The organism is Sorangium sp. So ce124, assembly GCF_051525235.1.
Classification (GTDB): domain Bacteria; phylum Myxococcota_A; class Polyangia; order Polyangiales; family Polyangiaceae; genus Sorangium; species Sorangium atrum.
On record NZ_CP150312.1, the window covers coordinates 6087501 to 6108628 of the forward strand.

A 21128-nucleotide genomic window follows, 5' to 3' on the forward strand; every position below is an offset into this window, starting at 1 on the left:
ACCGAGGAGGAGAGACCAGCTCACCTCGACCATCCGCAATCCGCGCCTGCCTCCGGCCGAGCCGGCTCGACTGTGGCTCCCCTTTTGGGTCGCCTCGTCGCGCCGCTCGCCTCTCGCTGAGGCTGGCATCGATCGGCCCAGAGAGACACAAGCCTTTGCTTGCCGACTCTCCAGCTCCGTCGTTTCGGGGCCGGCTTTCTAACCGCCTGCCTCGAAGCTGTCAACCTTTTCTTTCGAGCAGGTCGACTTGTTACAACCACCAACAACCGAGCGGCCCAGGCCGGCAGCGCTTCCGCTGTTCGGCTCCTGCTCCGCCAGTTCGAGGGCGGGCTTTCTAACGACCCGCTTCGAACCTGTCAACCCTTTCTTTCGCGCCCTCTTTCGAGGAGTTTGAACGAGGAAGGCTGACTCGCTGATCGGGTTGCTCGCTCGTCGGATGCCGGACTCATCGTCAGCATCGTCAGGCAAGCGGCCCAGAGCCGCAGCGCTTCCGCTGCTCAGCTGCTGGTCCGTCAGCTCGGGGCGGGCCTTTTAACGGCCCACCTCGAACCTGTCAACCCTTTCTTTCCACTGGATCGATCCGGTTCGCTTGCCGACCTGCCGTGGCCGGCCGGGCAAGCGATCCGAAGGCGCAGCGGTTTCGCTGCTCAGGATCTCGGCTTCCGCCTGCGTTTCCGCCGACGTGCGACGGTGAACTTATCTATGTTTCAGGAAGGTGTCAACGGGCCCGCGGCGCGGCCGGGCGGTCTCGTGCGCGCGGTATCGCCCGCGCCTCATGAGCCGGCCTCATCACCTGGTGCGGCGCCGAAACGGCGGCGCCGAAACGTCCGAGGTACCGGCCGCCCGCCACGTCACGACAGACCGCCCGGGGCGCGAGCACGTCGTGCCTGCTGTCGTGCCTGCTGGCGCGGCGCGCGGCGCGCCAGCCGCCGGACCCGGCGTGCGGGCCGAGCTGGCGCGCCACGACCTCGGCTCGCACGAGGACGTGACGCCGCAGGAGACCATCCCGGGCGAAAGCCCGCCGTGGGCGCTCACCGTGCGCGGGCCAGAGGCGCGTGAGCGCACCGTCGGCCGTCTGGAGCGCATACACCCGAGCGCAAAGGAGTACGCAAAGGACTAACGAGACCTTCAATGCAGCACGGCTGCGCGCACGTACCGCGCGCGTGCATCGTTTGCGCGACGCATCCTCCTCTCCGCTGGCCTGACCTCTGCAGACACCGGCGACCCAGGTGGCACGGGGTAGGCGTCTGGGGGGAGCGGCCATGACAATGCGCATCGGTGCAATCGCGGTGGGCTCAGCGGTTCTCGCGCTGGGCTGTATGGACCTGGATCAACAAGAGCCGCCACGCGAAGGCGTGGCCGCTCTCCAGAGCGGCGCGCAGCCGGAGACGGCGCGCTTCATCGAGGGTGGAACGATACCGTACGTGCTCGGGTTCTCGCCGGAGACCGGGCAGATCCTCGGCGGCTCGCACGAGCTCCTCATCCCGCTGACCGGGACGCGAGAGCCCATCGACGGCGCGAACCTGCCCACGAGCCTGCATCCGGAGCTCAGGGGGTCGTACGTGGCGCTGAACTCGAGCCTGCTGCAAGGCCAGTCCGGGGGCCCCTTCGCCTCGCAGTGGTGGCCGCAGAACAAGAACGGAATCGCCGACCGGTGGAACTCCGCGGTCAAGGACTACGGCGATCTGACGTCCGATCCAGACAACCTCTCGCCGGCCGAGAAGTACGATCTCCTGTTCTACGCGGGACAGGGCCGGTCCCTCGCTCCGCCCGCGGGCGCAATCGCGCTGGAGGGGGGCCGGGCCGAGGGGCTGCGCGCTCCCAGGGCGACGCAGGTGGCGGGGCCGACGACCTACTGGGAGCTCAAGAACCACGGCCTGTATCAAGGGGTGACCCCGGAGTACTGGTGGGGACACTGCAACGGCTGGGCGGCCTACGTCGTCGCCGAGGACGGCGGGCCGCCGCAGCACGACATCCGCGTGAAGCTCTCGGGCGGCAAGGTGACGACGTGCGCTTCGGTCGAGACGGGGTGCATCCTGTTCCGCACCGCCGACATCGAGGCGCTCATGACCGAGCTGTACCACAGCGACTCGGCCACGGTGTCCGGGCGGCGCTGCGAGACGCGGGAGGACCTCGTCCAGCGCGATCAGTACGGCAGGCCCGTCGACCCGGCGTGCCGCGACCTGAACCCCGGGACGATGCACATCGCCATGACCGGCCTCCTCGGGCTGGGCGCGAGCTCCATCAGCTCGCCGTCGAGCGCGCGGGCGCGGCGCGCTTTCGTCGTCGATTACACCTGGCACCGCGAGGTGTGGAGCTACCCGGTCACCTCGTTCGCCATCGACACGATGACGGAGGTGAGCGCGCAGGAGGCAGCGCGGCTCGTGTGTAACGGCGGGTTCCAGGGGGCGGATTGCTACAATTACCGGTTCAACCCGTACGCGAGGCGCTTCGTCCGCGTCAGCGGGCGCTACGGGATGGTCTCGGACGAGGTGAGCCCCGAGCAGCTCCTCCTGCCCCCCGCGCAGCGCAACATCCCGGTCCTGAACGTGGAGCTCCACTACGTGCTCGAGCTCGACGATCGGCTGGCGGTGCTCGGCGGCGAGTGGATCAAGAACCCCTCCCTGGTCAACGGCATCAACGGCAAGCAGCTGCACCCCGACTACCTCTGGCTCCCGGTGAGGGCGCAGGGCCCAGGGGAAGACGCCGACGATCTGGGCGGCTCCACGGACAACCCGTACATCGCGTACTCGCGCGCGAAGGCGCTGCTGAACCTGTCGCGCGCTGCCGTGACGGGGAGCAGGCCGTCGGAGTGACCCGGAGCGACCGCGCGCCGACGGCCTCGGTGACGAGGCGCTGGCCGTCGCGGTGACCGCGCGCCGACGGCCTCGGTGACGAGGCGCCGGCCGTCGCTTTGCCGGCGCCGCGCCGCCGCGCGCCGGTCTACGATGGCGCCGCCATGGTGCACCTGGACGAGACGTTCGCCGCGGCGCTCCGCCGCGCGGACGTGCGGTGGCTCGCCGAGCACGTCGAGCGCGTCGATGAAGCGCGCTGCAGCAAGGAGATGCTCCCCCGGCTCGTGAAGCACGACGACGAGCGCGTGCGGTACCTCGGGCTCACGCGGATGGCCCAGGCCGCAGGGCGCGAGGGCAGCGCAGGGCGGCGAGAGCTCGCGGCGCTGCTCCCGCGCACGCTGGACAGGACGCCGGAGGTCGCGCTGCTCCTCGCCGGGCTTTACCGCGAGCTCTGGCCCTCCCTCCCGGATCAGCGCCTCCCGGCGTGGCGCGAGGCCTCGCTCCCCGCCGCCGTTCGCGTCGCGTGGCTCCGGACCGAGATCCTCACGCGGCCGGAGGCCGTCCGCGGCGAGCCCGCCGGCGAGCTCCTCTACCAGGCGCTCCACGCGCTCGATCCGGCCGAGATCCCCGCCCCCGAGGCGCTCCTCCCCGAGCTCGCGGCGCGCCGCGAGCCGGTCCTCGCGGCCGCGGCGCTCGACCTCACGCGGCGCTGCCTGCATGCGGCGCTGCTCGCGCCGGAGCAGGCGCGCGCGGTGCTCGCCGCGCTGCTCGACGCGCCGGCGCCCGCGATCGTCGCCGCCGCCCTGCGCGAGCTCGCCGAGCCCTGGGCCGTCCTCGCCGGCGGGCCGCTCCAGGGCGCGCGCCTGGGGCAACTCCTCGGCGGCGCCCCCGAGGTGGCCGCCGCCGCGCTGGAGACGGCGGCGCGCCACGGCGAGGGCGCCGCGCTCCGCGCGTTCGTCTCGCGCGAGGACGCGCCGCCGCGGCTCCGGCAGCGGGCGCTCACGCTCCTCGGCGAGCACGCGACCCGCGAGGACGTCGGCGCCATCCTGAACGTCGCGGCGGGCGATCCGCTGCTGCTCGGCCCGAGCGCGATCGCCTGCCTGCGCGCGCTGCACCGGCGCGGGCACTTCCCCGCCCCGGAGCACGCGGCGGCCCTGCTCGACCTCGCCCTCGCCGATCCCGCGATCGCCGCGGAGGACGTCGCGGCGATCGCCTTCACCTGCCGGCGTGCGCTCCTGTCGGCGCTCGCCGCGGCGCCGGGCAGCGACGCGAGCTGGCCGCGCCGCGCCGAGATCATCGTCGCCATGGCGCGGCAGGGCGCGGCGGATCTCCCGCTCGGCGACGCGCTCGCCGAGAAGCTCCGCGACGCGCCCTCGCCCGCGCCCCTCCTGCGCGCGCTGGGCGCCCTGCGCCACGCGGCCGCGGAGGACGACGTGCTCGCCGCCCTGCCGCGCGCGCCCGCCGCGGCGCTGGAGGCGCTCGCCGCGATCGGCGGCCCGCGCACGGCGGACGCGCTCCGGGCCGCGCTCGGCCAGGGCGACGCGGCGATCGTCCCGCACCTCCGCGGCGAGCGCCATCGCGCCGTGGCGCTGCTCTGGCACCTGACGGAGGATCCGGCGGAGCGGCGCGCGCTCGTCGCCCGCCTGAACCCACGGGACCTGCCGGCAGAGATCGCCGCCGACCTCGGCGCGCCCGAGGCGGCGGAGCTCGCCGTCCTCCAGCGCGCGGTGAAGCGGTGCACGCCCGCGGACGCGCTCAGGGCGCTCGCGCGCGCTGGCGACGCGAGCGCCCTCCCGGCGATCGCCGATCTGCTGCTCCGGATCGCGGCGGACCTCGCCGCGGCGTGGATCCCCGGCGGGCCAGCCGAGCCGCCCGATCGCGACCTCGACACGGGCCCCGCGCGACCCGCGGAGCCGGCGATCCCGGACGATGTCGCGGAGGCGATCCGCGGCCTCGGGCGGCGGCTCCACCAGCGCCGGAAGATCCGGCCTGCCTGCCTCCTCGACGCCGCGAGCGAGCGCGCTGCCGGCGACGCGCTGCTCGCGAGCCTCGCCCTCGAGCTCCTCGACCGACCCGGCGTGTCCGCGGGCGAGCGCGCGCTCCTCGTCGACCTGCTGCGGTCGGCGCGCGGTCAGGCCGCGCGCTCGCGCGTCCCGCGCTTGCTCCGCCACCGCGATCCCCGCGTGCGCAAGCGCGTGATCGCGCTGCTCGCCGAGGACGGCGTCGAGGCGCTCTCGGCCAGCCTGACGCTCCTCACGGGCGCGGGCGACGTGCAGACGGCGCGGCAGGCGCTGCGCGCGCTCGGGGGCATGGGGGCGCGCTGGGCGTGCCCCGCCATCGCCGCGTGCCTGGATCACCCGAACATGGGCATCAAGAAGACGGCGGCCGAGGCGCTGGCGCGGGCGGGCGGGCCCGAGGCCGTTCCGAAGCTCGTCTTCTGGCTCGGCCGTCACGACAACCCGGGGCTGCGCGCGGCGCTCGAGGCCGCGCTGCGGTCGATCGTCGGGCCGGCCTGCGAGGCGACGATCCTCGCCGCCGCAGGGGCCGTGGAGGACGAGCGCGCCCGCGACCGGCTGCTCGACGCCCTGAGCGGCAAGCTGTCGGCGCAGGCGATCCGGGGCGGGCTCCGCCAGGGCTCGGCCGCGGCGGCGCGGCTGCTCGAGCGGGTGCTCGACGGCGAGATCGCCCTCGTCTCCGGGACCGCCGGCGAGCTCGCCGTGGAGCTCGAGGCGCACGGCCTCCCCGCCCGCGAGCGAGGGCGCCCGGGCGCGGCGCCTCCCCCGGACGACGCGGACACGCTCGCTGCCGCGCTCGCCCGCGATGGCTGGGACGACGCGACGGCGCGGCGCCTGCTCGAGCGGCAGGCGGCGCTGACGCAGCGGTGGCTCGCCGCCCTGCGGACGCTCACGCCGGAGTGGCTCCGCCTGGCAGCGGGCGAGCCGGCGCTGCGCGACGCGGCGCTCCGGCTGATCGCCCGCGTGTCCACCGCCCCGTGGTCGCCCGCGGAGGCGCGCCTGTACGCCCGGCACGCCGCGGCGCTGCTCGACGGGCTCGCGGCGGCGGCGGCCGATCTGCGCGACGGGCTGCTCCCGCTGCTCGAGGAGGCGGCGCCCGAGCTCGCGCGCGCCGAGGCGCTCGGCGTCGCGGCGCGCGTGCGCGGGCTCGCGCCGGCGCCGGGGGCGCGCCGTTCGCCGCTCGCGCTGCTGCGGCGGTGCGGGGCGATCCTCGGGCGCGCCGACGTCGATCAGGCGCTCGCGATGGCGCGCGCCGCCGCCGATCCGTGGACGGCCGAGCCGGCGATCCTGCGCGAGGCGTTCGGGGCGGCGGCCGAGGCGGGCGACGGCGAGGATCCCGAGGGCGCGGCCGCGTGGCGGGCTGCGCTCCGGGCCGCGGCGCTCGATCCGGCGGCGCTCGCGGCGCTCCGGGCGGCGCCGCGCGGCGGCCTCGGCTCGCGCGCGCAGCTCGCCGCGCTCATCGAGGTGTTCCCGGCCGCGGCCGAGGCGGCGCGGCCGGCGCTGCTCGACTGGATGGAGGCGCTCCAGCCGATCGGCGCGCCGCCCTGGACCCTCGCCGAGCAGGCGGCCGCGCCGCGCGGCGACGCGCGGGTGCCCCGGCCGTCCGATCTCGACCAGCCGCGCTCGGCCGCGCTCCGCGAGCGCCTCCTGTCGATGCTGGCCGCGCCCGCGCCCGAGCTCCGGAGCAAGGCCGCCGTCGCGCTCCTCTCGTGGCCGGAGCCCGACGCCCGCGCCGCCGCGCTGCAGGCCTACCTGCGCGGCGACATGGATGGCGTGGACCCCCCGGGGCTGCCCTCCCTGGCGTCCTCGCTGCTCGATCTCTCCGAGGGAGAGCTCCGGGGCGACCCGGCCGACGAGGCGCGCCGGGAGCGCGCGGCGCGCCTCGCGGACCTGCTGATGCCGCCGGAAGCGGAGCGCCTGTTCCCGCAGCTGCTCTCGTGGTGGGAGTCGGGCGCGCCGGGGACGCGCGCGGCGGCGGCCCAGGCGATCCGCCGCGTCGCGCCCGACGCGCGGGCGGCTCGCCTGCTCGATCGTCTCCGGCAGGGCGGGTGGGGCTACCTCGATCTGATCGCGGGCGAGCGGCTGCTCCGGACGCCGGAGCTCGAGGCCGTGGCGGAGCGCCTCCGCGCCGAGGGGCGCGCCGATCTGGCCGGGCGGCTCTCCCTCGACGACGGCCCGCTCCGGCCGCCCGGAGGGGGACGCGCGGCCGAGGACGCGCGGGCGCTGGAGGCGCTGCGCGCGCGCCCCGAGCCGCGCGCGCCCGAGGCGAGCGACCGGGGTCCGCCGCGGCACGAGCTCGTGCGGCTCGCGCGCGCAGGGGACGCGGAGCAGGCACGCCGGGCGCTCTCGGCGCTGGCCGGGGCGCCCGACGGGGAGCTCGCGGCGCTGCTCGTGGAGCTGCTCGGCGATCGACGTCCGCGGGTGCGGCTCCACGCGCACCGGCTGCTCCGCGACGCGGTGGATCGCGCCGCCTACCTGCGCGCGACGTGCGCGCTCCTCTCGGATCCGCTGCCGGACGTGGTCCGCTCGGCGATCCGGATCCTCTGTTTTGCGCCGTGGCCGCCCGCGCTCCCCGCGATCGTGGGCCTGCTCCTGCACCCGCACGCGGTCGTCCGCCGCGCGGCCGCGGAGGGGCTCGGGCACGTGGGCGCCCCGGCGATCCCCGCGCTCAAGGACGCGCTGGGCCGCGCGCGGCCGGACCGGCGCGACGTCTATGCAGAGGTGATGAGGCGGATCGAGGGGCGGTGATCGAGCCGGCCGCCGCTCCTCAGTTCACGCGCGGCCCCGGCGCATCCCCGGGCGCCCCTCCCGGCCCGAGCTCCCCTGCCCCGGGCGCGGCCGGCGGCGACACCACGCCGCGGTCGGGCTCACCGAGGACACACGCCTCCTTCCCCTCGACGACCCTGCACCGGTAGTCGGCCGGACACTTCCCTCCGCACGGCTGCCGCACACACATCCCCGTGGCTGCGTCGCACGCCGTCCCGGTCGGACACGCCGCGTAACACGTGTCGTACACCGCGCGGTTTGCGACGGTCGACCCGGCCGCACCGGCGAGGGCGATCGCGGCGTCCGCGTACCCGGTGCCGGTGACCCCGGCGCCGGAGGTCTCGTTTCGATGACCATCGCGACCGGGCGACGTCTGAACCGCCGTCGCACCGAGCAGGAACTCGGGCGGTCCGTGCCTCGGTTTCAAACATCCCGTCAGGATTCCAACCAAGCAGCAGGAGACCAGAAAGACGGTAATTCGCATGGAACCGAGATCCTCCATACACACCGAAACGATTCCACGACAATACAGGAGCACACTCCGGTACCATCGACGCGATGCAGGGGAGGGATACGAGGTGAGCGAACCTGTGCACCTAACGCCGTGGCCCACACCACTCCGCTGGGAGGTACCGCCCAGGAGCTGGAGCGCCGGGAAAACGTCGAGCCTGACCGTCACAGCAGGCGGCAAGACGGACCTGTTCCTCGATCCGGAGCGCACCCGGGGCGCCCTGAACGCGCCGCGCCTGCTCGGGACGCCGCACGGGGATTTCCTTGCCAGCGCGCGGGTGACCGTGGGCTTCTCGGCGGTGCGCGACGCCGGCGTGCTGCTCCTCTGGGCGCACGAGCGCTCGTGGGCGAAGCTCTGCTTCGAGCTCTCGCCGGAGGGCGCCCCGACGGTCGTCTCCGTGGTGACCCGCGGCCTGTCGGACGACCGCCGATCCTTCGAGGTCGACGCGGATCACGTCTGGCTGCGCGTCTCGCGGCTCGGGCGGGTGTGCGCGTTCCACGCCTCCACCGACGGGACGACATGGCACCTCGTCCGCAGCTTCTCGCTGGGCAGCACGGCGGAGCTCGCCGTCGGCTTCTCGGCCCAGTCGCCGGCAGGCGACGGCTGCACCGCGGCCTTCGACGACATCCGCTTCGCGCCGCGCCGGCTCGGCGACCTCCGCAGCGGAGACGCCGCGTACGGCGATGCGCTGGCGCGCGCGGGCCAGATGCCGCCGCTCAGCGGGCTCGCCTTGCCGCTCCCGCACGTGCTGTGAAGCGCGGGTCGCGCGATGGCGCGCGGCCTCTTCCGGCGCGCTCCCCCGCGGCGCCCGTGCTCGCGCACGATCCGGCGTGACGGCCGGCGTCAGGGACAGGCGAAGGCGCTCCCGGGTGTCCCTGGCACGTCGCGTCTTGTCCCCGGCACGCCGGACCTCGTCCCTGGCCCGCCATACCTCGGCCCCCGGCCCGCCATGCCTCGGCCCTGACGGCGGTCTCCGTGTCCCTGGCGCCGACGCCGCAGGTCGCCAGGGCTCCGGTCGTTGTCCCTGGCCAAGATCTCCCTCTCCATATCGCTCGACTCCGTGTCCCTGGCGGCGTTCTCCATGTCCTGTCGCCAGGCTCCGTGTCCCTGGCGACCTTATCCTTCGTCGATGTCGCTCGTTTCCCTGTCTCTCGGGATGTTCTCCGTGCCCCTGTCGCACGATTTTGCCCCGAGAGCGGAGATGTCTCGATATCTGAAGCGAGGCCAGTGACGCTGTAGCGTCGGGTGACAGACGCCCCGAGCATAGCTCTTGCTCGTGAATCCGACGAGGCTCGCGAACGGTGACCACCGGGGCGCCACCGCGACGAGCCTCCGTCGTAGAAAGAGGGGGAGTATGAGCAATCGTCGCAATCTCCAGAGCTGGCTCGGCATGGCGCTGGTGACAGGGCTCGTCTGCGTCACCGGCTCTGCGTGCATGGGTTCCATGGATCCGCCGGGCGACAGCGAAGAAGCCGGCGAGACCGAGCAAGCGATCGTGAACGGCTTCATGGCAGGGACCAGGCTCGATTGCACGATGTCGGGCCCCACCCCGACGGGGAGGCGGTGGGCATATCTGATCGTCGGCAATGACCAGTCCACTTGTTACCGGACTCCGAACATCCATCGCTTCGACCTGGCGCCGGAGACCGCCATCCACTGTCACAACCTCGGCAGAAGCATCGGATGTGATTACATCCAGGACCTCTAGATCCCATCCCATCAGGCGGTCGCGCGCGGCGGGAGAGCCCGGCCGAGCGTGACCGCCGGGTCGAGATCGAGGCGGCGCCGTGCTCGCGGGCTGTTTCCCTCGCTCGCCGGACCCGGTACGCTCGGGATCGATGCCTGACGAGAACACCCCTCACGGGACGCCGGTCAGCGAGAGCGCGCGCCGGGTCGGCGCGCTGTTCCAGCCCTTCTCGCCGGGCTATGCAGACGACCCCGCGCGCGCGTTCTATCAGGCGGCCCTCCGGGAGGCGCCGGTCGCTTACAGCGAGGCGTTCTCCGCCTACCTCGTCACGGGCCACGCCGAGCTCACGCAGGTGCTCCGCGAGCCGGTCCTGTTCTCTTCTGCGCACATCCTCGACCTGCCGCCGGATCTGCCGCCGGAGGTGGTCGCCGAGCTCAAGCAGGGCGTCTACGAGATGCCGCCGGCGCTCTTCAACAACGACCCTCCCGGGCACACGCGCGCGCGGGCCCTCTTCTCCAAGGGGTTCACGCCGGCGAGGGTCGCCTCCCTCGAGCCGTCGATCGCTCAGGCCGCAAACGAGCTGGTGCGCGCCATGGACCTCGGCGGCGGGCCGGTGGATCTGATGCAGGCGCTCGCCTTCCCGCTCCCCTTGCAGATGAGCGCCGCCCTCGTCGGGATACCGCTCGAGGACGCGCCCCTGCTCAGGGCCTGCCAGGACGAGCGGTTCACGCTCTACGATCCGGCGGCCGACACGGCGCGAAAGGTGGAGGCGGCGCGGCGGTTCGTCTCCTACGAGCGCTACCTGGCCGCTCTCATCGAGCGGCGCCGCGCCGAGCCCGCCGACGACCTCATCACGGCCCTGATCGGCGCCCACGTCGACGGCGAGGCGCCGCTGTCGGTCGACGAGATGATCTCCCATCTCATCGTCCTGTTCTTCGCCGGCTACGAGACCGTCGCGAGCCTGATCGGCTCGCTCGTGCTCCGCCTGCTCGAGGCGCCCGCGCTCTGGGACGCCATCGGCGGCGACGCGGCGCTGCTCCAGGCGGCGATCGAGGAGACGCTCCGGATCGACGCGCCCGTGCAGATGGAGCCGCGGCGCGCGACGGCACCCGCTGTCGTCGGCGGCGTCGAGATCCCCGCGGGCGCCACGGCGTTCGCCTTCTTCGGGGCCGCCAACCACGACCCCGCGGTCTTCCCGAGCCCGGAGCGGTTCGACGTGACCCGTCCCGTCGCCACCCCGCGCGGGCGGCACCTCGGCTTCGGCTGGGGGGTCCACACGTGCATCGGCGCTCCCCTCGCGCGCATCGAGGTGAGGTGCGCCGTGCAGGCGCTGCGCGCGGCGTTCCCCGGCCTGCGCCTCGCCGCCGCGGCGCGGCCGAGCTACGCGCCCAGCCTGTTCTTCCGCAAGCCCACGGCCGTGCCGGTGACGCTCGGCGCGGCGTGACCGCGTCCCGGGGATCAGGAGAGCATCCCTGCCCCTGCCCCGGTCCGCGTCGGTCGAGATCAGTCGATATCAGCCGGCGCCAGTGGACGTCAGCCGACGTCGGTCGACGTGGAGGCTCGCCGCCATGGCGCGCTCATGACCCAGCAGTTTCAAGCAGTTGACGACAGATCGCGGCAGCAAAAAAACATCGCTGAGCGTGTCGATCTCGGGTCCGCCCGTTCGTCGTGACGGTAGAACCAGGGCGCATCCGGTCAGTGCCGTCCGGACCACCCGCTTCGAACCAGCTCGACCCAGGAGGAGACACGACATGCGATCCATGATCACCGCGGAACCGGCCACCAACGACGCGAGGACGACGCAGGGGCAGCCGGATCACGCGCCGCCTTCCGATCACCGGACGAGGACACGCAGCGCGGTCGTGAGGCGCGTCTCGATGGCAGCGTGCCTGTTCGTCGCCGCGTGCGGTGGCGCGGAGGACTCCGGCGATCCGGAGCCGACCGCGTGGAAGGACATGAGCTTCGAGCAGCGCGTCGCGTACATGAACAGCGACGTCCTGCCGCGGATGAAGGAGGTGTTCGTGGCGTACGACCCGGCGTTCGAGACCATGGACTGCACGACGTGCCATGGCGCCGACGGGGCCACGCGCGCCTACGCCATGCCGAGCCCGGAGATCGCCGTGCTACCCGACACCGAGGAGGGGTTCCTCGAGTACGTGCAAGACCCGGAGCACCCCGAGCGCGCGGAGTGGAGCACCTTCATGTTCGAGAAGGTCGTGCCCGAGATGGCCAGCCTGCTCCAGCGCGTCCAGTACGACCCCACGACCGGCAATGGCGACTTCTCGTGCAACAACTGCCACACGCTGGGGTCGGTCAAGCCGTGAGGCCGTCCGAGGCAGGGACGAGCGGCGCGGACCTCGGCCCCCTCGCGCCCGTCGGCGCGACCCCGCTCTCCGGTCCGCGTCCTCTGGGATTGGCGCCTTCGCGCTGATTTCGTCGCATCCAGCGCCCTGATCCGTCAATCCAATCTCGATCGGGTCATCCCGCCCGGCCAGAGCGCTCTGCCGCTGCCGGGCCGAAAACCACAGCAGCGCCGCGGGCCCGCATGCCCGACGGCGAAAGCTCGATCGCCGGGGCGCCCGGCCCTGTATATCTCCGTCCAGAGGAGGTCTCCCATGTCCGACCCGAACGAGATCGCAGAGTGCAACGCGCAGTTCCTGGCCGCCTGGATCCACTTCAGCCGCTGCCTCCCCGGCCACCGGATCGAGCAGACGGACGGCGTCTCCGCCATCCTCTCGGGCACGGGCATGGCCCTGCTCAACATCGCCACGCTCTCCTCGCCGGCCGGCAACCTCACGGATCTGGAACGCCGCGTGCGCATCGGCGCCGAGCTCGCCCGGGCCGGCGGCGTTCCCTGGTTCTTCGCGCTGTCCGACAGCTGGGCGCCCGGCGGTGACGCGGACGCGAGCGCCGAGCTCCTGGCCGGGCTCGGCTTCCAGCCTGCGGTGTCGATCATGGGCATGGTGGCCGAGGCGCTCCCCACCCCGCGGCGGGAGATCGCCGGCCTGGAGCTCAGGCGCGTGGACGACGCCGAGACGCGCGCCGCGGTCGCCGATCTCAACTCCACCGCGTACAGCCTCCCGCTCCCCATCGGGCGCGCCGCCCTGGCCCACGAGGCGCTGTGGGACGACCGGGCGTTCGGGCGGGTCGGCTACGTCGGCGACCAGCCGGTCTGCTGCGCGGCGACGTTCATGGTGGAGGGGATCCGGTACGTGGGCTTCGTCGCCACCGCAGCCGAGCACCGGCGCAAAGGCTACGCCGAGGCGGTGATGCGCTGCTGTCTCGACGACGCGCTGAGCGCCACCGGCGCCCAGCGGACCGTCCTCCACGCGACGGACCTGGGGCGGCCCGTGTACGAAGCGATGGGCTACCACGCGGTCACGCGCTTCGCCTTCTACACGCCGCCGCCGGACTACCTGCCGCCGCCGCAGGCCTGATCCCGCGCGCCCCGCCTACCACCCGCACGTCTTGCCGCGGTTCTGCTGGTCGAGCCAGTCCTTGAGCGGCCCGAAGTAGTCGAGCATCGCCCCCGCATCCATCCGCCGCGATCCCGTCACCACCTCGAGCGCATCCGGCCAAGGGCGGCTCCGCCCCATCTCCAGCATCCGCCGGAGGCGCTCGCCGGCCTTCTCGCTGCCGTAGATCGTGCAGCGGTGGAGCGGCCCCTTGTACCCCGCTGCCTCGCAGAGCGCGCGGTGGAACTGGAACTGGAGGATATGGGCGAAGAAGTACCGGATGTACGGGACGCTCGCCGCCACATGGTACTTCGCGCCAGGATCGAAGTCCGACTCGGAGCGGGGCACCGGCGGCGCGACCCCCTGGTACCTCTTCCGGAGCTCCCAATAGGCCTCGTTGTATCCCGCCGGCTGGATGTCCCCCGCGAACACCCCCCACCGCCACCGGTCGACCGCGACGGCGAACGGCAGGAAGGCGATCTTGCCGAGGGCCTCGCGGAGGAGGAGCGAGAGGTCGCTGGAGGCGGGGGGCAGCTGGTCCACGAGCCCGATCCGCTGGAGGTACTCCGGGCTGACCGAGAGCCCGATCGTGTCGCCGATGGCCTCGTGAAACGCGGGGTTGGGGCTGTCCCGGTACAGGAGCGGCAGGTGATTGTACGCCCGCTGGTAGAAGTTGTGGCCGAGCTCGTGGTGGATCGTCTGGAAGTCGCCGGCCGTGATCTCGATGCACATCTTGATGCGCAGATCCTCCTCGTCGTCGATGTTCCACGCGCTCGCGTGGCAGACGACGTCGCGATCCGCCGGCTTGACGAAGAGCGACCGCTCCCAGAAGGTGGCCGGGAGCGGCTCGAAGCCGAGCGAGACGAAGAAGCGCTCGCCCGTCTTCACCATCTCGATCGGCGTGTACCCCTTCGCCTGCAGCGCCGCGTCGAGATCGTAGATCGGCGCGGCGCCCTCGGGCTCCATGAGATCGTAGACGTTGCTCCAGTCCTGCGCCCACATGTTGCCGAGCAGATCCGCTCGTATCGGGCCCGCGCCGGGCACGACGTCCTCGCCGTACTTCGCGGCGAGCCGGCCCCGCGCGTAGCAGTGGAGCGCGTCGTAGAGCGGCTTGACCTGCCCCCAGAGGCGATCGACCTCCCGCGACAGCACGCCGGGCCGCATCTCGAATTTCGAGCGCCACGCGTCGCCAGTGTCCTTGAACCCGAGCTCGCGGGCGCCCTCGTTCGCCAGCTGGACGAGCCGCGTGAAATCGCCGCGCATGGGGACAGAGACCGTGTGCCAGCCGACCCACGCCCGCTTCAGCTCCTCGGGGTCGCGGCTCGTCGCGAGGATCCTGCTCAGCTGCTCGAGATCGAGGCACTGGCCGCTCGCCGGGCAGTACTTGCCCGCTCCGTACATCGCCTCCAGCCTCGACGCGATGGTCGCGACCTCCTTCGTCTTCGCGGGATCGGCGGGTGCGTAGAGCGTGAGGGACGTTCGCAGGAGCTCGAGCCGGCGGCGGACGTCATAGGGCAGATCGAGGGCGAGGTAGCGAGCGGCCCGCTTCGCGTAATCGGCCTGCACCCCGAGCAGCTTCGCGCTCGCCGCGGCCGAGAGGATCTCGGTGTCGACGGTGATGTACGTCGCGGCCACCCACGCCGCGCGGTTGTTGTAGGTGCTGAGCTCGTGCAGCTCCGCCTCGGCCGCATCGATGAACCGGGCGGCCTCCTCCACCGCCGGGTCGGTGGGCTTCGGCGCCACGGGCGACGTGGGCGGGGCGGGATCGGAGCAGGCCGCCGTGAGCGCGAGCATGCTGCAGGGCAAGGCGACGACGAACATCGGAATGCGCACCATTTCTCGCCGCTCCTCGATCGCGGTCAGCTCCGGCGTAAAACCGTCCCTCCACCCCGGACGCGCAGAGGGCGCGGGGTGCGCTTCGGCGCCGCGATCCTGGTGGGGCTCCTAAGGCCGCTCGCCGGCTCCAGCAATCCTCTCGGGCGCGCCGCGGCGAGGGCCGAGAGTCGGCAAAGTCCGCTCGATCCGGCTCATCGCGCCAGGCCTGGAGGTGGCTCCTCGCCGCGAGATCGCTCAAGATCTGCCGGAGATGGGCAACCGCCCACGGAAGGGAGGAAGCGAGCATGGCCGTCCAGCTCAATCACACCATCGTCCCGGCGCGGGACAAGACGACATCCGCCACCTTTTTGACCGAGATCCTGGGCCTCTCGGCGCCGGTGCCGTTCGGGCACTTCTTGACGGTGCGCCTCGACAACGACGTCACGCTCGACTTCATGGACACCCCTGGCGAGATCCGCTCCCAGCACTTTGCCTTCCTGGTCAGCGAGGCCGAGTTCGACGAGATCTTCGGTCGAATCCGCGAACGCCAGATCCCCTACTGGGCAGATCCCAGAGCGCAGCACCCCGGGGAGATCAACCACCATGACGGCGGGCGCGGGGTCTACTTCCCCGATCCAGCCGGGCACTTCCTCGAGATCCTCACCCGCCCTTACGGCAGCGGCGGCGGGTGACCGAGCGATCGCTCGGTCGGGGGAAAGAGCCCCTCCTCGATGAGAGAAGCTCGCAAGGTGATCGCATCAGGGTGGTTGATGACGAGCACGGCGAGGGTGGCGCGCCCGACGGGAGAGAGGCCCACGAGGAGCGGCCCATCCCAGCGGAAGTGCTTGTTCCACCTGTCCTTGCGCGGGTGATAAAGCCTGACGATCCGGCCCGACGCCGGATCGATCCCGGCGATGTTGGGGCCCTTGTGGCTGTTGCAGTAGAAGCACGCCAGCCCGAGGTTCTCCAGAACTGTCGGGCCGCCGTGCTTCTGCGCCACGATATGATCGATCTCGAACGGGATCGACGAGACCGCTTGCGGGAGCTGGCAATATTCGCAGACGGCGTGTGCGCGTCGGGTGACGGACGCGACGAGCGCGGCGTCCATCCCGGGTCTACGCGGCGAGCCCGGCCCGCTTCAGCGATCGCCGCGCCTTCGAGTGCATGAGGTCGACGAGCCGCCCGATGCGGCAGTATCCATCGAGCTCGGCCTGCTCTTCCGCGGTGAGGTCGCCGAGCTGCGCCTTCTGGGCGAGCTCGTGCATCCGCGCGCGATCCTGCTCGTCGAAGGCGAGCTGCAGGATCGATCGGGCAGCTTCCGGAGAGAGATCATCCCGCTCGGGGCGGATGATGCGGCTGAGGATGGCGGTCTCCTTCCCGGCGCCGGCTCGCGGTGGCTCCATGGAGGGACGGTAGCACACCGCCGTCTCCGGGGGATCCCCCGGGTTGCGCGGCGCCTGGCCGCGGGCTGCCGCCGCGCGAGCTCGCGCGAGGCGTCGCCCTCACCATTTCCTCCCGCGCGTTTCCTGTCTAGCTTCGCGTCCATGCTTCGCACCTCCACCTTCCTCGTCACGCTCGCCATCGCCGGCTGCGGCGGCGCCCCGAAGCCGCCACCGGAGCCCCCGCAACCCGCGCCGATCGCGGCCGAGCCCGAGCCGGAGCCCGAGCCGCCGCTCGACGACGCGCCGATGCTCGACGTGATCGCCGCGCAGCCGACCGAGATCCTGCTGGACGGCAAGCCCATCGGGACGACGCCGATCTCGGGGCGCAAGGTCGCGCCCGGGTCGCACGAGGTGACGTTCGTGGACCCGGAGCGCGGCAACCGGACCATGATGGTGACGCTCGAGCCCGGCGACGCGAAGACGGTCCAGTCGGACCCGCCACCTTCCCTCGTGGAGGCGAGCGGCGGCGCGACGGGCGACAAGCAGGGCGAGAAAAAGTAGCGTCATGCATCCCGCGGGGAGCGGAGGCGTGCAAAGCTGCGCCGGCTTGACAAGGAGGTCTCCGTGACGAGGTTATTTGAGCCCTTTCGCCTGAAGGACGTGACGCTGCGCAACCGCGTGGTCGTCTCTCCCATGTGCCAGTACTCCTCCAGGAACGGGTACGCGACCGACTGGCACCTCGTTCATCTGGGTTCGATGGCGAGGGGCGGAGTCGGCCTGGCGATCGCCGAGGCGACGGCGGTATCCCCGGAAGGCCGCATCAGCCCCGGAGACGCCGGTCTGTGGGAGGACGGGCAGATCGAGCCTCTCCAGCGGATCGTCGCGTTCGTCAAGGAGCAGGGCGCGGTCGCCGGGATCCAGCTCGCGCACGCGGGGAGGAAGGCGAGCGCCAACCGGCCCTGGGAGGGCGACGATCACCTCACGCAGGACGAGGGCGCATGGGAGACGCTGGCGCCCTCGGCGAAGGCGTTCGGAGCGAACCTCCCCAAGGTGCCGAGGGAGATGTCGAAGGCCGACATCGAGCGCGTGAAGGGCGATTTCGTCGCCGCCGCGCGGCGGGCACGCGAGGCGGGCTATCAGTGGCTCGAGCTGCACTTCGCGCACGGCTATCTGGCGCACAGCTTCTACTCGCCGCTCGCCAATGCGCGCACCGACGAGTACGGGGGTCGTTCGACAACCGGATCCGCTTCCTGGTCGAGACGTTCGAGGCGGTGCGAAACGTCTGGCCGGAGCGCTTGCCGCTGACGATCCGCCTCTCGATCACGGACTGGGTGGACGGCGGCGTCACGGTCGAGGAGTCGATCGAGCTGACGAGGCGGCTCAAGGCCTCCGGCCTCGATCTTCTCGACGCGAGCCACGGGTTCGCCGTGCCCGATCTCTCGAAGATCCCCTGGGGCCCTGGCTTCTTGCTCCCGCACGCCGGGCGCATCCGGAAGGAAGCGGGGCTGCCGGTCGCCGCGGGGTGGTTCATCAACGAGCCCGAGCAGGCCGAAGCAGCCTTGAAGGAGGGCCAGGCGGACCTCATCGTGCTGGCGCACGCCCTCCTGGACGACCCGCACTGGGCCTATCACGCGGCCAAGAAGCTCGGAGTGGAGCAGCCGTTCCGCGTCCTCCCGCCGCCCTACGGGCACTGGCTCAAGCGCTGAACAGGGGAAGCTGGCCGTCCCCTCGTCCGCAGCTATCTTCGACCGATGGGGGATCGATGGAGCGTCCGTCGATGGTTGTGGGAAGCGCTGCGCGGGCGCGCGGTCGAGCCATCGAGACCTGCACCCTCGCGGGTCAGCCATACTTGCTACAGGACGCCGGCCCCTCACGGGGAGCCCCGCCGTGAGGGCTCGCACCGCCGCGCTGCCGACGATGTCACCACCTCCGACACGCCGCTGACCGCGTTGATGCTCGGGTCCCAGGAGCGTCACTGGACGACGGGCGATCTCGATACGGTGCGCATCGACCCTCCAGGGCTCTTCGATTCGTGGTCTGTCCTCGGGGTGAGCCAGTGGTTCTGGCAGTACCAGCGCCGCAACCTGATCCTCTTCGAGCGAGGAGAGCGCCGATACGTCTACGTTCCCGCGCGGCGGGCCCTCGCGTGGGCCGCGTCCGAAGGCGTCATGCCCCCGGACGCCCTCGAGGAGCGGGCGCGCGAGGGGGCCGAGCACACGGGGCCAGTGGGGCGGATGCGCCTCGATCACCTGCGCGGCTGCGCGCTCGACAGCGCCCCATTCGGGGCCGGATGGGCGGCGCTCGTCCAGCGCGTGCGCGGAGAGGCGCCGCCGCAGCCAGGCGACATCGATCTCGCGACGCTCGTACACCGGGATCTGTGGAGGGCCGCCGACGCCGCGCGCCTCGAGCCCCTGGCAGGCGCGTTCGGCGTGCTGGACATCCTCGCCGTGTTCCAGGGGCTCGGCAGCCACGAATTCACGGTCCCACGGGTGCTCTTCGGCGGAGAAGCCGAGCAGCTCGTCGAGGAGCGCCTCGGCGGCCGCACACCGGGGCACGTCCGAGACGAGCTGCAGCGCGGAGCACCTGCTGCACGGCGGGGCGACGGCCCGCGGCGACTGGCAGCTGTCGTGGATCGGCATCACGCGCTCGATGGTTGCGTCGGCGGCCATGAAGCGGAGCTCGCGCTGGTCTTCCTGGAGCTGTCCGCGAGCGGGTGGGTGTACGAGCGCGAGGTGCTCTGGGCCGACGCGGAGGAAGGCGAGCCGATGAGCTGAGCTTCACGGCCGAGCCAGGCACCGGCGACGTCCTCTCGAACCCGACTGCCATCGTGGAGGTGCTCTCGCGCAGCACCGAGGCCTTCGATCGGGGCGAGAAGTGGGAGGGGTACCAGCGCCTCCCCTGCCTGACGGACTACCTTCTCGTCTCACCGTGGCACGTGCGTATCGAGCACTATCGACGCGAGGGGGAGGGCTCCTGGCGGTATCGCGTGCTCGAGCGTGGCGACACGATCTCCCTGGCGAACGGCGCGCAGGTCTCGGTCGATGCCATCTACGACGGAGCCTTCGCGCTGGAAGCCGACTGACCTCGCAGAGTTTCACCGCGGGCGGCCGGATGTGGCAGCATGGGGCCGGAGGAGACCCCACCTTGCGCCTCGGGATCGATTTCGGAACCACACGGACCGTGGTCGCGTGCTGCGATCGCGGGAACTACCCTGTCGTCAGCTTCCAGGACGCGGCGGGGGACACCGTGGATTTCTACCCCTCCGTGGCCGCCGAGCGGCGGGGGGAGCTCCGGTTCGGCTTCGACGCCCTCGCGGTCGCCTCGGACCCCGAGTGGACGGTGCTCCGGTCGTTCAAGCGCGTGCTCTCCGGCCCGCGCGCGTCGCCCGACGTCGAGGTCGAGATCGGCGGGACGAAGCTCCGGGTGCTCGATCTCTTGACCCTGTTCCTGCGGTCGCTCCGCGACGCCGTGCTGAACCGGTCGAACCGGCCCAAGAAAGACGACGACGGGCGCCTCATCTCGGTCGTGGCGACCCCGGCCAACGCGCACGGGTCGCAGCGGTTCGTGACGCTCGACGCGTTCCGCCGCGCCGGCTTCGAGGTCATCGCGCTCCTGAACGAGCCGTCGGCCGCCGGCTTCGAGTACACGCACCGCCACCGCAGCACCATCACGTCGAAGCGCGAGCACATCGTCGTCTACGACCTCGGCGGCGGGACGTTCGACGCGTCGCTCGTCCACATGACCGGGCGCAGCCACGACGCCGTGACGACCGCGGGCCTGAACCACCTCGGCGGCGACGACTTCGACGCCGCGCTGGCCTCGATGGCGCTCGACGCCGGCAAGATCGAGCACGAGGACCTGCCGGCGCGCGCGCTCGCGGCGCTCGCGGACCAGTGCCGCGAGGCGAAGGAGCGGCTCAACCCGAACTCCCGGCGCATCGTGATCGACCTGGAGGCCTGCCTGGGCGACCTCTCGCCCGCCCGCGAGGTGACGATCGCGACCTCCGACTACTACGACCGGTGCGTGCCCCTCGTGGAGTCGACCATCGCGGCGATGCAGCCGGTGATCGCGCGCCTCGACGCCGGCGCAGGCGAGGCGCTCGCCGACATCGCGGGGATCTACGTGGTCGGCGGCGCGAGCTCGCTGCCCGTCGTCGCGCGGACGCTGCGCGAGCGCTTCGGGCGCCGCGTCCATCGCTCCCCCTACCCCTCGGCGGCGATCGCGATCGGCCTGGCCATCGCCGTCGACGAGGACGCGGGCTTCGAGCTCTCCGACCGGCTCTCGCGCCATTTCGGGGTGTTCCGGGAGGGCAGCGGCGGGGACGAGGTGGTCTTCGACCCGATCTTCGACCGGGAGGCGCGCATCCCGTCGAGCCACGAGGCGCCGGTGGTCTCGCGGCGCGTGTACCGGGCGGCGCACAACGTCGGCCGCTACCGGTTCGTCGAGTGCGCGGCGCTCGACCGGCTCGGCGTGCCCCACGGCGACATCACGGCGTTCAACGAGGTCGTGTTCCCCTTCGACAGGCGGCTCCGCGATCGCGCGGCCGAGCTCGGCGGGGTGACCGTCGAGCGCATGGGCAGCGAGGGGCCGCTGATCGAGGAGCAGTACGCGATCACCTCGCACGGGATCGTCGAGGTGACGATCACCGACGTGGAGGCAGGGTACCGGCGCGTCTACCAGGTCGGGGCGTGAGGGCGCGCTG

General features: G+C 72.5%; 17 protein-coding genes and 1 pseudogene. 14 read left to right on the forward strand and 4 right to left on the reverse strand.

All coding sequences use genetic code 11. The features are described from left to right. Positions 1-775 precede the first annotated feature (775 nt). The 3 genes from WMF19_RS22770 (at position 776) to WMF19_RS22780 (ending at position 7558) form a co-directional block, all read left to right on the forward strand. On the forward strand, positions 776-1120 hold the full coding sequence (locus tag WMF19_RS22770; RefSeq protein WP_437900988.1) for a hypothetical protein: 345 nt from the start codon (positions 776-778) through the stop codon (positions 1118-1120). 235 nt (positions 1121-1355) lie between these two features. Next, positions 1356-2816: a hypothetical protein gene (locus tag WMF19_RS22775; protein ID WP_437330648.1), complete on the forward strand. Its 1461-nt coding sequence runs from the start codon at positions 1356-1358 to the stop codon at positions 2814-2816. Positions 2817-2959: 143 nt separating this feature from the next. Next, complete coding sequence (locus WMF19_RS22780; RefSeq protein WP_437900989.1) at positions 2960-7558, forward strand: HEAT repeat domain-containing protein; 4599 nt, start codon at positions 2960-2962, stop codon at positions 7556-7558. 19 nt (positions 7559-7577) lie between these two features. Here the strand turns inward: WMF19_RS22780 and WMF19_RS22785 are convergent, their stop codons facing one another. Continuing rightward, positions 7578-8060 (reverse strand): hypothetical protein, encoded by a 483-nt coding sequence (locus WMF19_RS22785; RefSeq protein ID WP_437900990.1) that lies wholly within the window; start codon positions 8058-8060, stop codon positions 7578-7580. Between the two features lie 94 nt (positions 8061-8154). Between WMF19_RS22785 and WMF19_RS22790 the strand changes: the two genes are divergently transcribed. The 5 genes from WMF19_RS22790 (at position 8155) to WMF19_RS22810 (ending at position 13211) form a co-directional block, all read left to right on the forward strand. Continuing rightward, positions 8155-8841, forward strand: a complete 687-nt coding sequence (locus WMF19_RS22790; protein ID WP_437900991.1) for a DUF1349 domain-containing protein — start codon at positions 8155-8157, stop codon at positions 8839-8841. A 600-nt stretch (positions 8842-9441) separates the two neighbouring features. Next, the gene (locus tag WMF19_RS22795; protein ID WP_437900992.1) at positions 9442-9795 is read left to right on the forward strand and encodes a hypothetical protein; all 354 of its coding nucleotides are present in this window, start codon (positions 9442-9444) and stop codon (positions 9793-9795) included. Positions 9796-9925: 130 nt separating this feature from the next. Further along, a complete protein-coding gene (locus WMF19_RS22800) occupies positions 9926-11218 on the forward strand; it encodes a cytochrome P450 (protein ID WP_437900993.1) in 1293 nt (430 codons plus the stop codon). A 307-nt stretch (positions 11219-11525) separates the two neighbouring features. Further along, the gene (locus WMF19_RS22805; RefSeq protein WP_437900994.1) at positions 11526-12098 is read left to right on the forward strand and encodes a hypothetical protein; all 573 of its coding nucleotides are present in this window, start codon (positions 11526-11528) and stop codon (positions 12096-12098) included. 291 nt (positions 12099-12389) lie between these two features. Continuing rightward, positions 12390-13211 (forward strand): GNAT family N-acetyltransferase, encoded by an 822-nt coding sequence (locus WMF19_RS22810; protein WP_437900995.1) that lies wholly within the window; start codon positions 12390-12392, stop codon positions 13209-13211. Positions 13212-13226: 15 nt separating this feature from the next. Here WMF19_RS22810 and WMF19_RS22815 read toward each other — a convergent pair whose 3' ends face one another. Further along, entirely contained in the window at positions 13227-15065 is a 1839-nt protein-coding gene (locus WMF19_RS22815) for a M2 family metallopeptidase (RefSeq protein ID WP_437900997.1), read from the reverse strand. Between the two features lie 284 nt (positions 15066-15349). Between WMF19_RS22815 and WMF19_RS22820 the strand changes: the two genes are divergently transcribed. Further along, positions 15350-15736, forward strand: a complete 387-nt coding sequence (locus tag WMF19_RS22820; protein ID WP_437900998.1) for a VOC family protein — start codon at positions 15350-15352, stop codon at positions 15734-15736. On the opposite strand, the gene WMF19_RS22825 is transcribed toward WMF19_RS22820, so the two are convergent. Both WMF19_RS22825 and WMF19_RS22830 read right to left on the reverse strand, forming a co-directional pair. After that, positions 15715-16152: an HNH endonuclease gene (locus WMF19_RS22825; protein WP_437900999.1), complete on the reverse strand. Its 438-nt coding sequence runs from the start codon at positions 16150-16152 to the stop codon at positions 15715-15717. The two genes, WMF19_RS22820 and WMF19_RS22825, sit on opposite strands and share 22 nt — an antisense overlap. Positions 16153-16159: 7 nt before the next feature. Continuing rightward, on the reverse strand, positions 16160-16447 hold the full coding sequence (locus WMF19_RS22830; protein ID WP_437901000.1) for a hypothetical protein: 288 nt from the start codon (positions 16445-16447) through the stop codon (positions 16160-16162). Between the two features lie 141 nt (positions 16448-16588). Here WMF19_RS22830 and WMF19_RS22835 point away from each other — a divergent pair, with 141 nt between their 5' ends. From WMF19_RS22835 to WMF19_RS22855, 5 genes and pseudogenes are all read left to right on the forward strand, one after another. Next, positions 16589-16987 (forward strand): PEGA domain-containing protein, encoded by a 399-nt coding sequence (locus tag WMF19_RS22835; protein ID WP_437901001.1) that lies wholly within the window; start codon positions 16589-16591, stop codon positions 16985-16987. A 63-nt stretch (positions 16988-17050) separates the two neighbouring features. Beyond that, positions 17051-18132, forward strand: a pseudogene (locus WMF19_RS22840) (NADH:flavin oxidoreductase/NADH oxidase). 246 nt (positions 18133-18378) lie between these two features. Further along, positions 18379-19200: a hypothetical protein gene (locus WMF19_RS22845; protein WP_437901002.1), complete on the forward strand. Its 822-nt coding sequence runs from the start codon at positions 18379-18381 to the stop codon at positions 19198-19200. Beyond that, complete coding sequence (locus tag WMF19_RS22850; RefSeq protein WP_437901003.1) at positions 19140-19508, forward strand: Uma2 family endonuclease; 369 nt, start codon at positions 19140-19142, stop codon at positions 19506-19508. The genes WMF19_RS22845 and WMF19_RS22850 overlap by 61 nt, the downstream gene beginning before the upstream one ends. 62 nt (positions 19509-19570) lie before the next feature. After that, positions 19571-21118, forward strand: coding sequence for an Hsp70 family protein (locus WMF19_RS22855; protein ID WP_437901004.1), 1548 nt, complete (start codon positions 19571-19573; stop codon positions 21116-21118). Positions 21119-21128 lie beyond the last annotated feature (10 nt).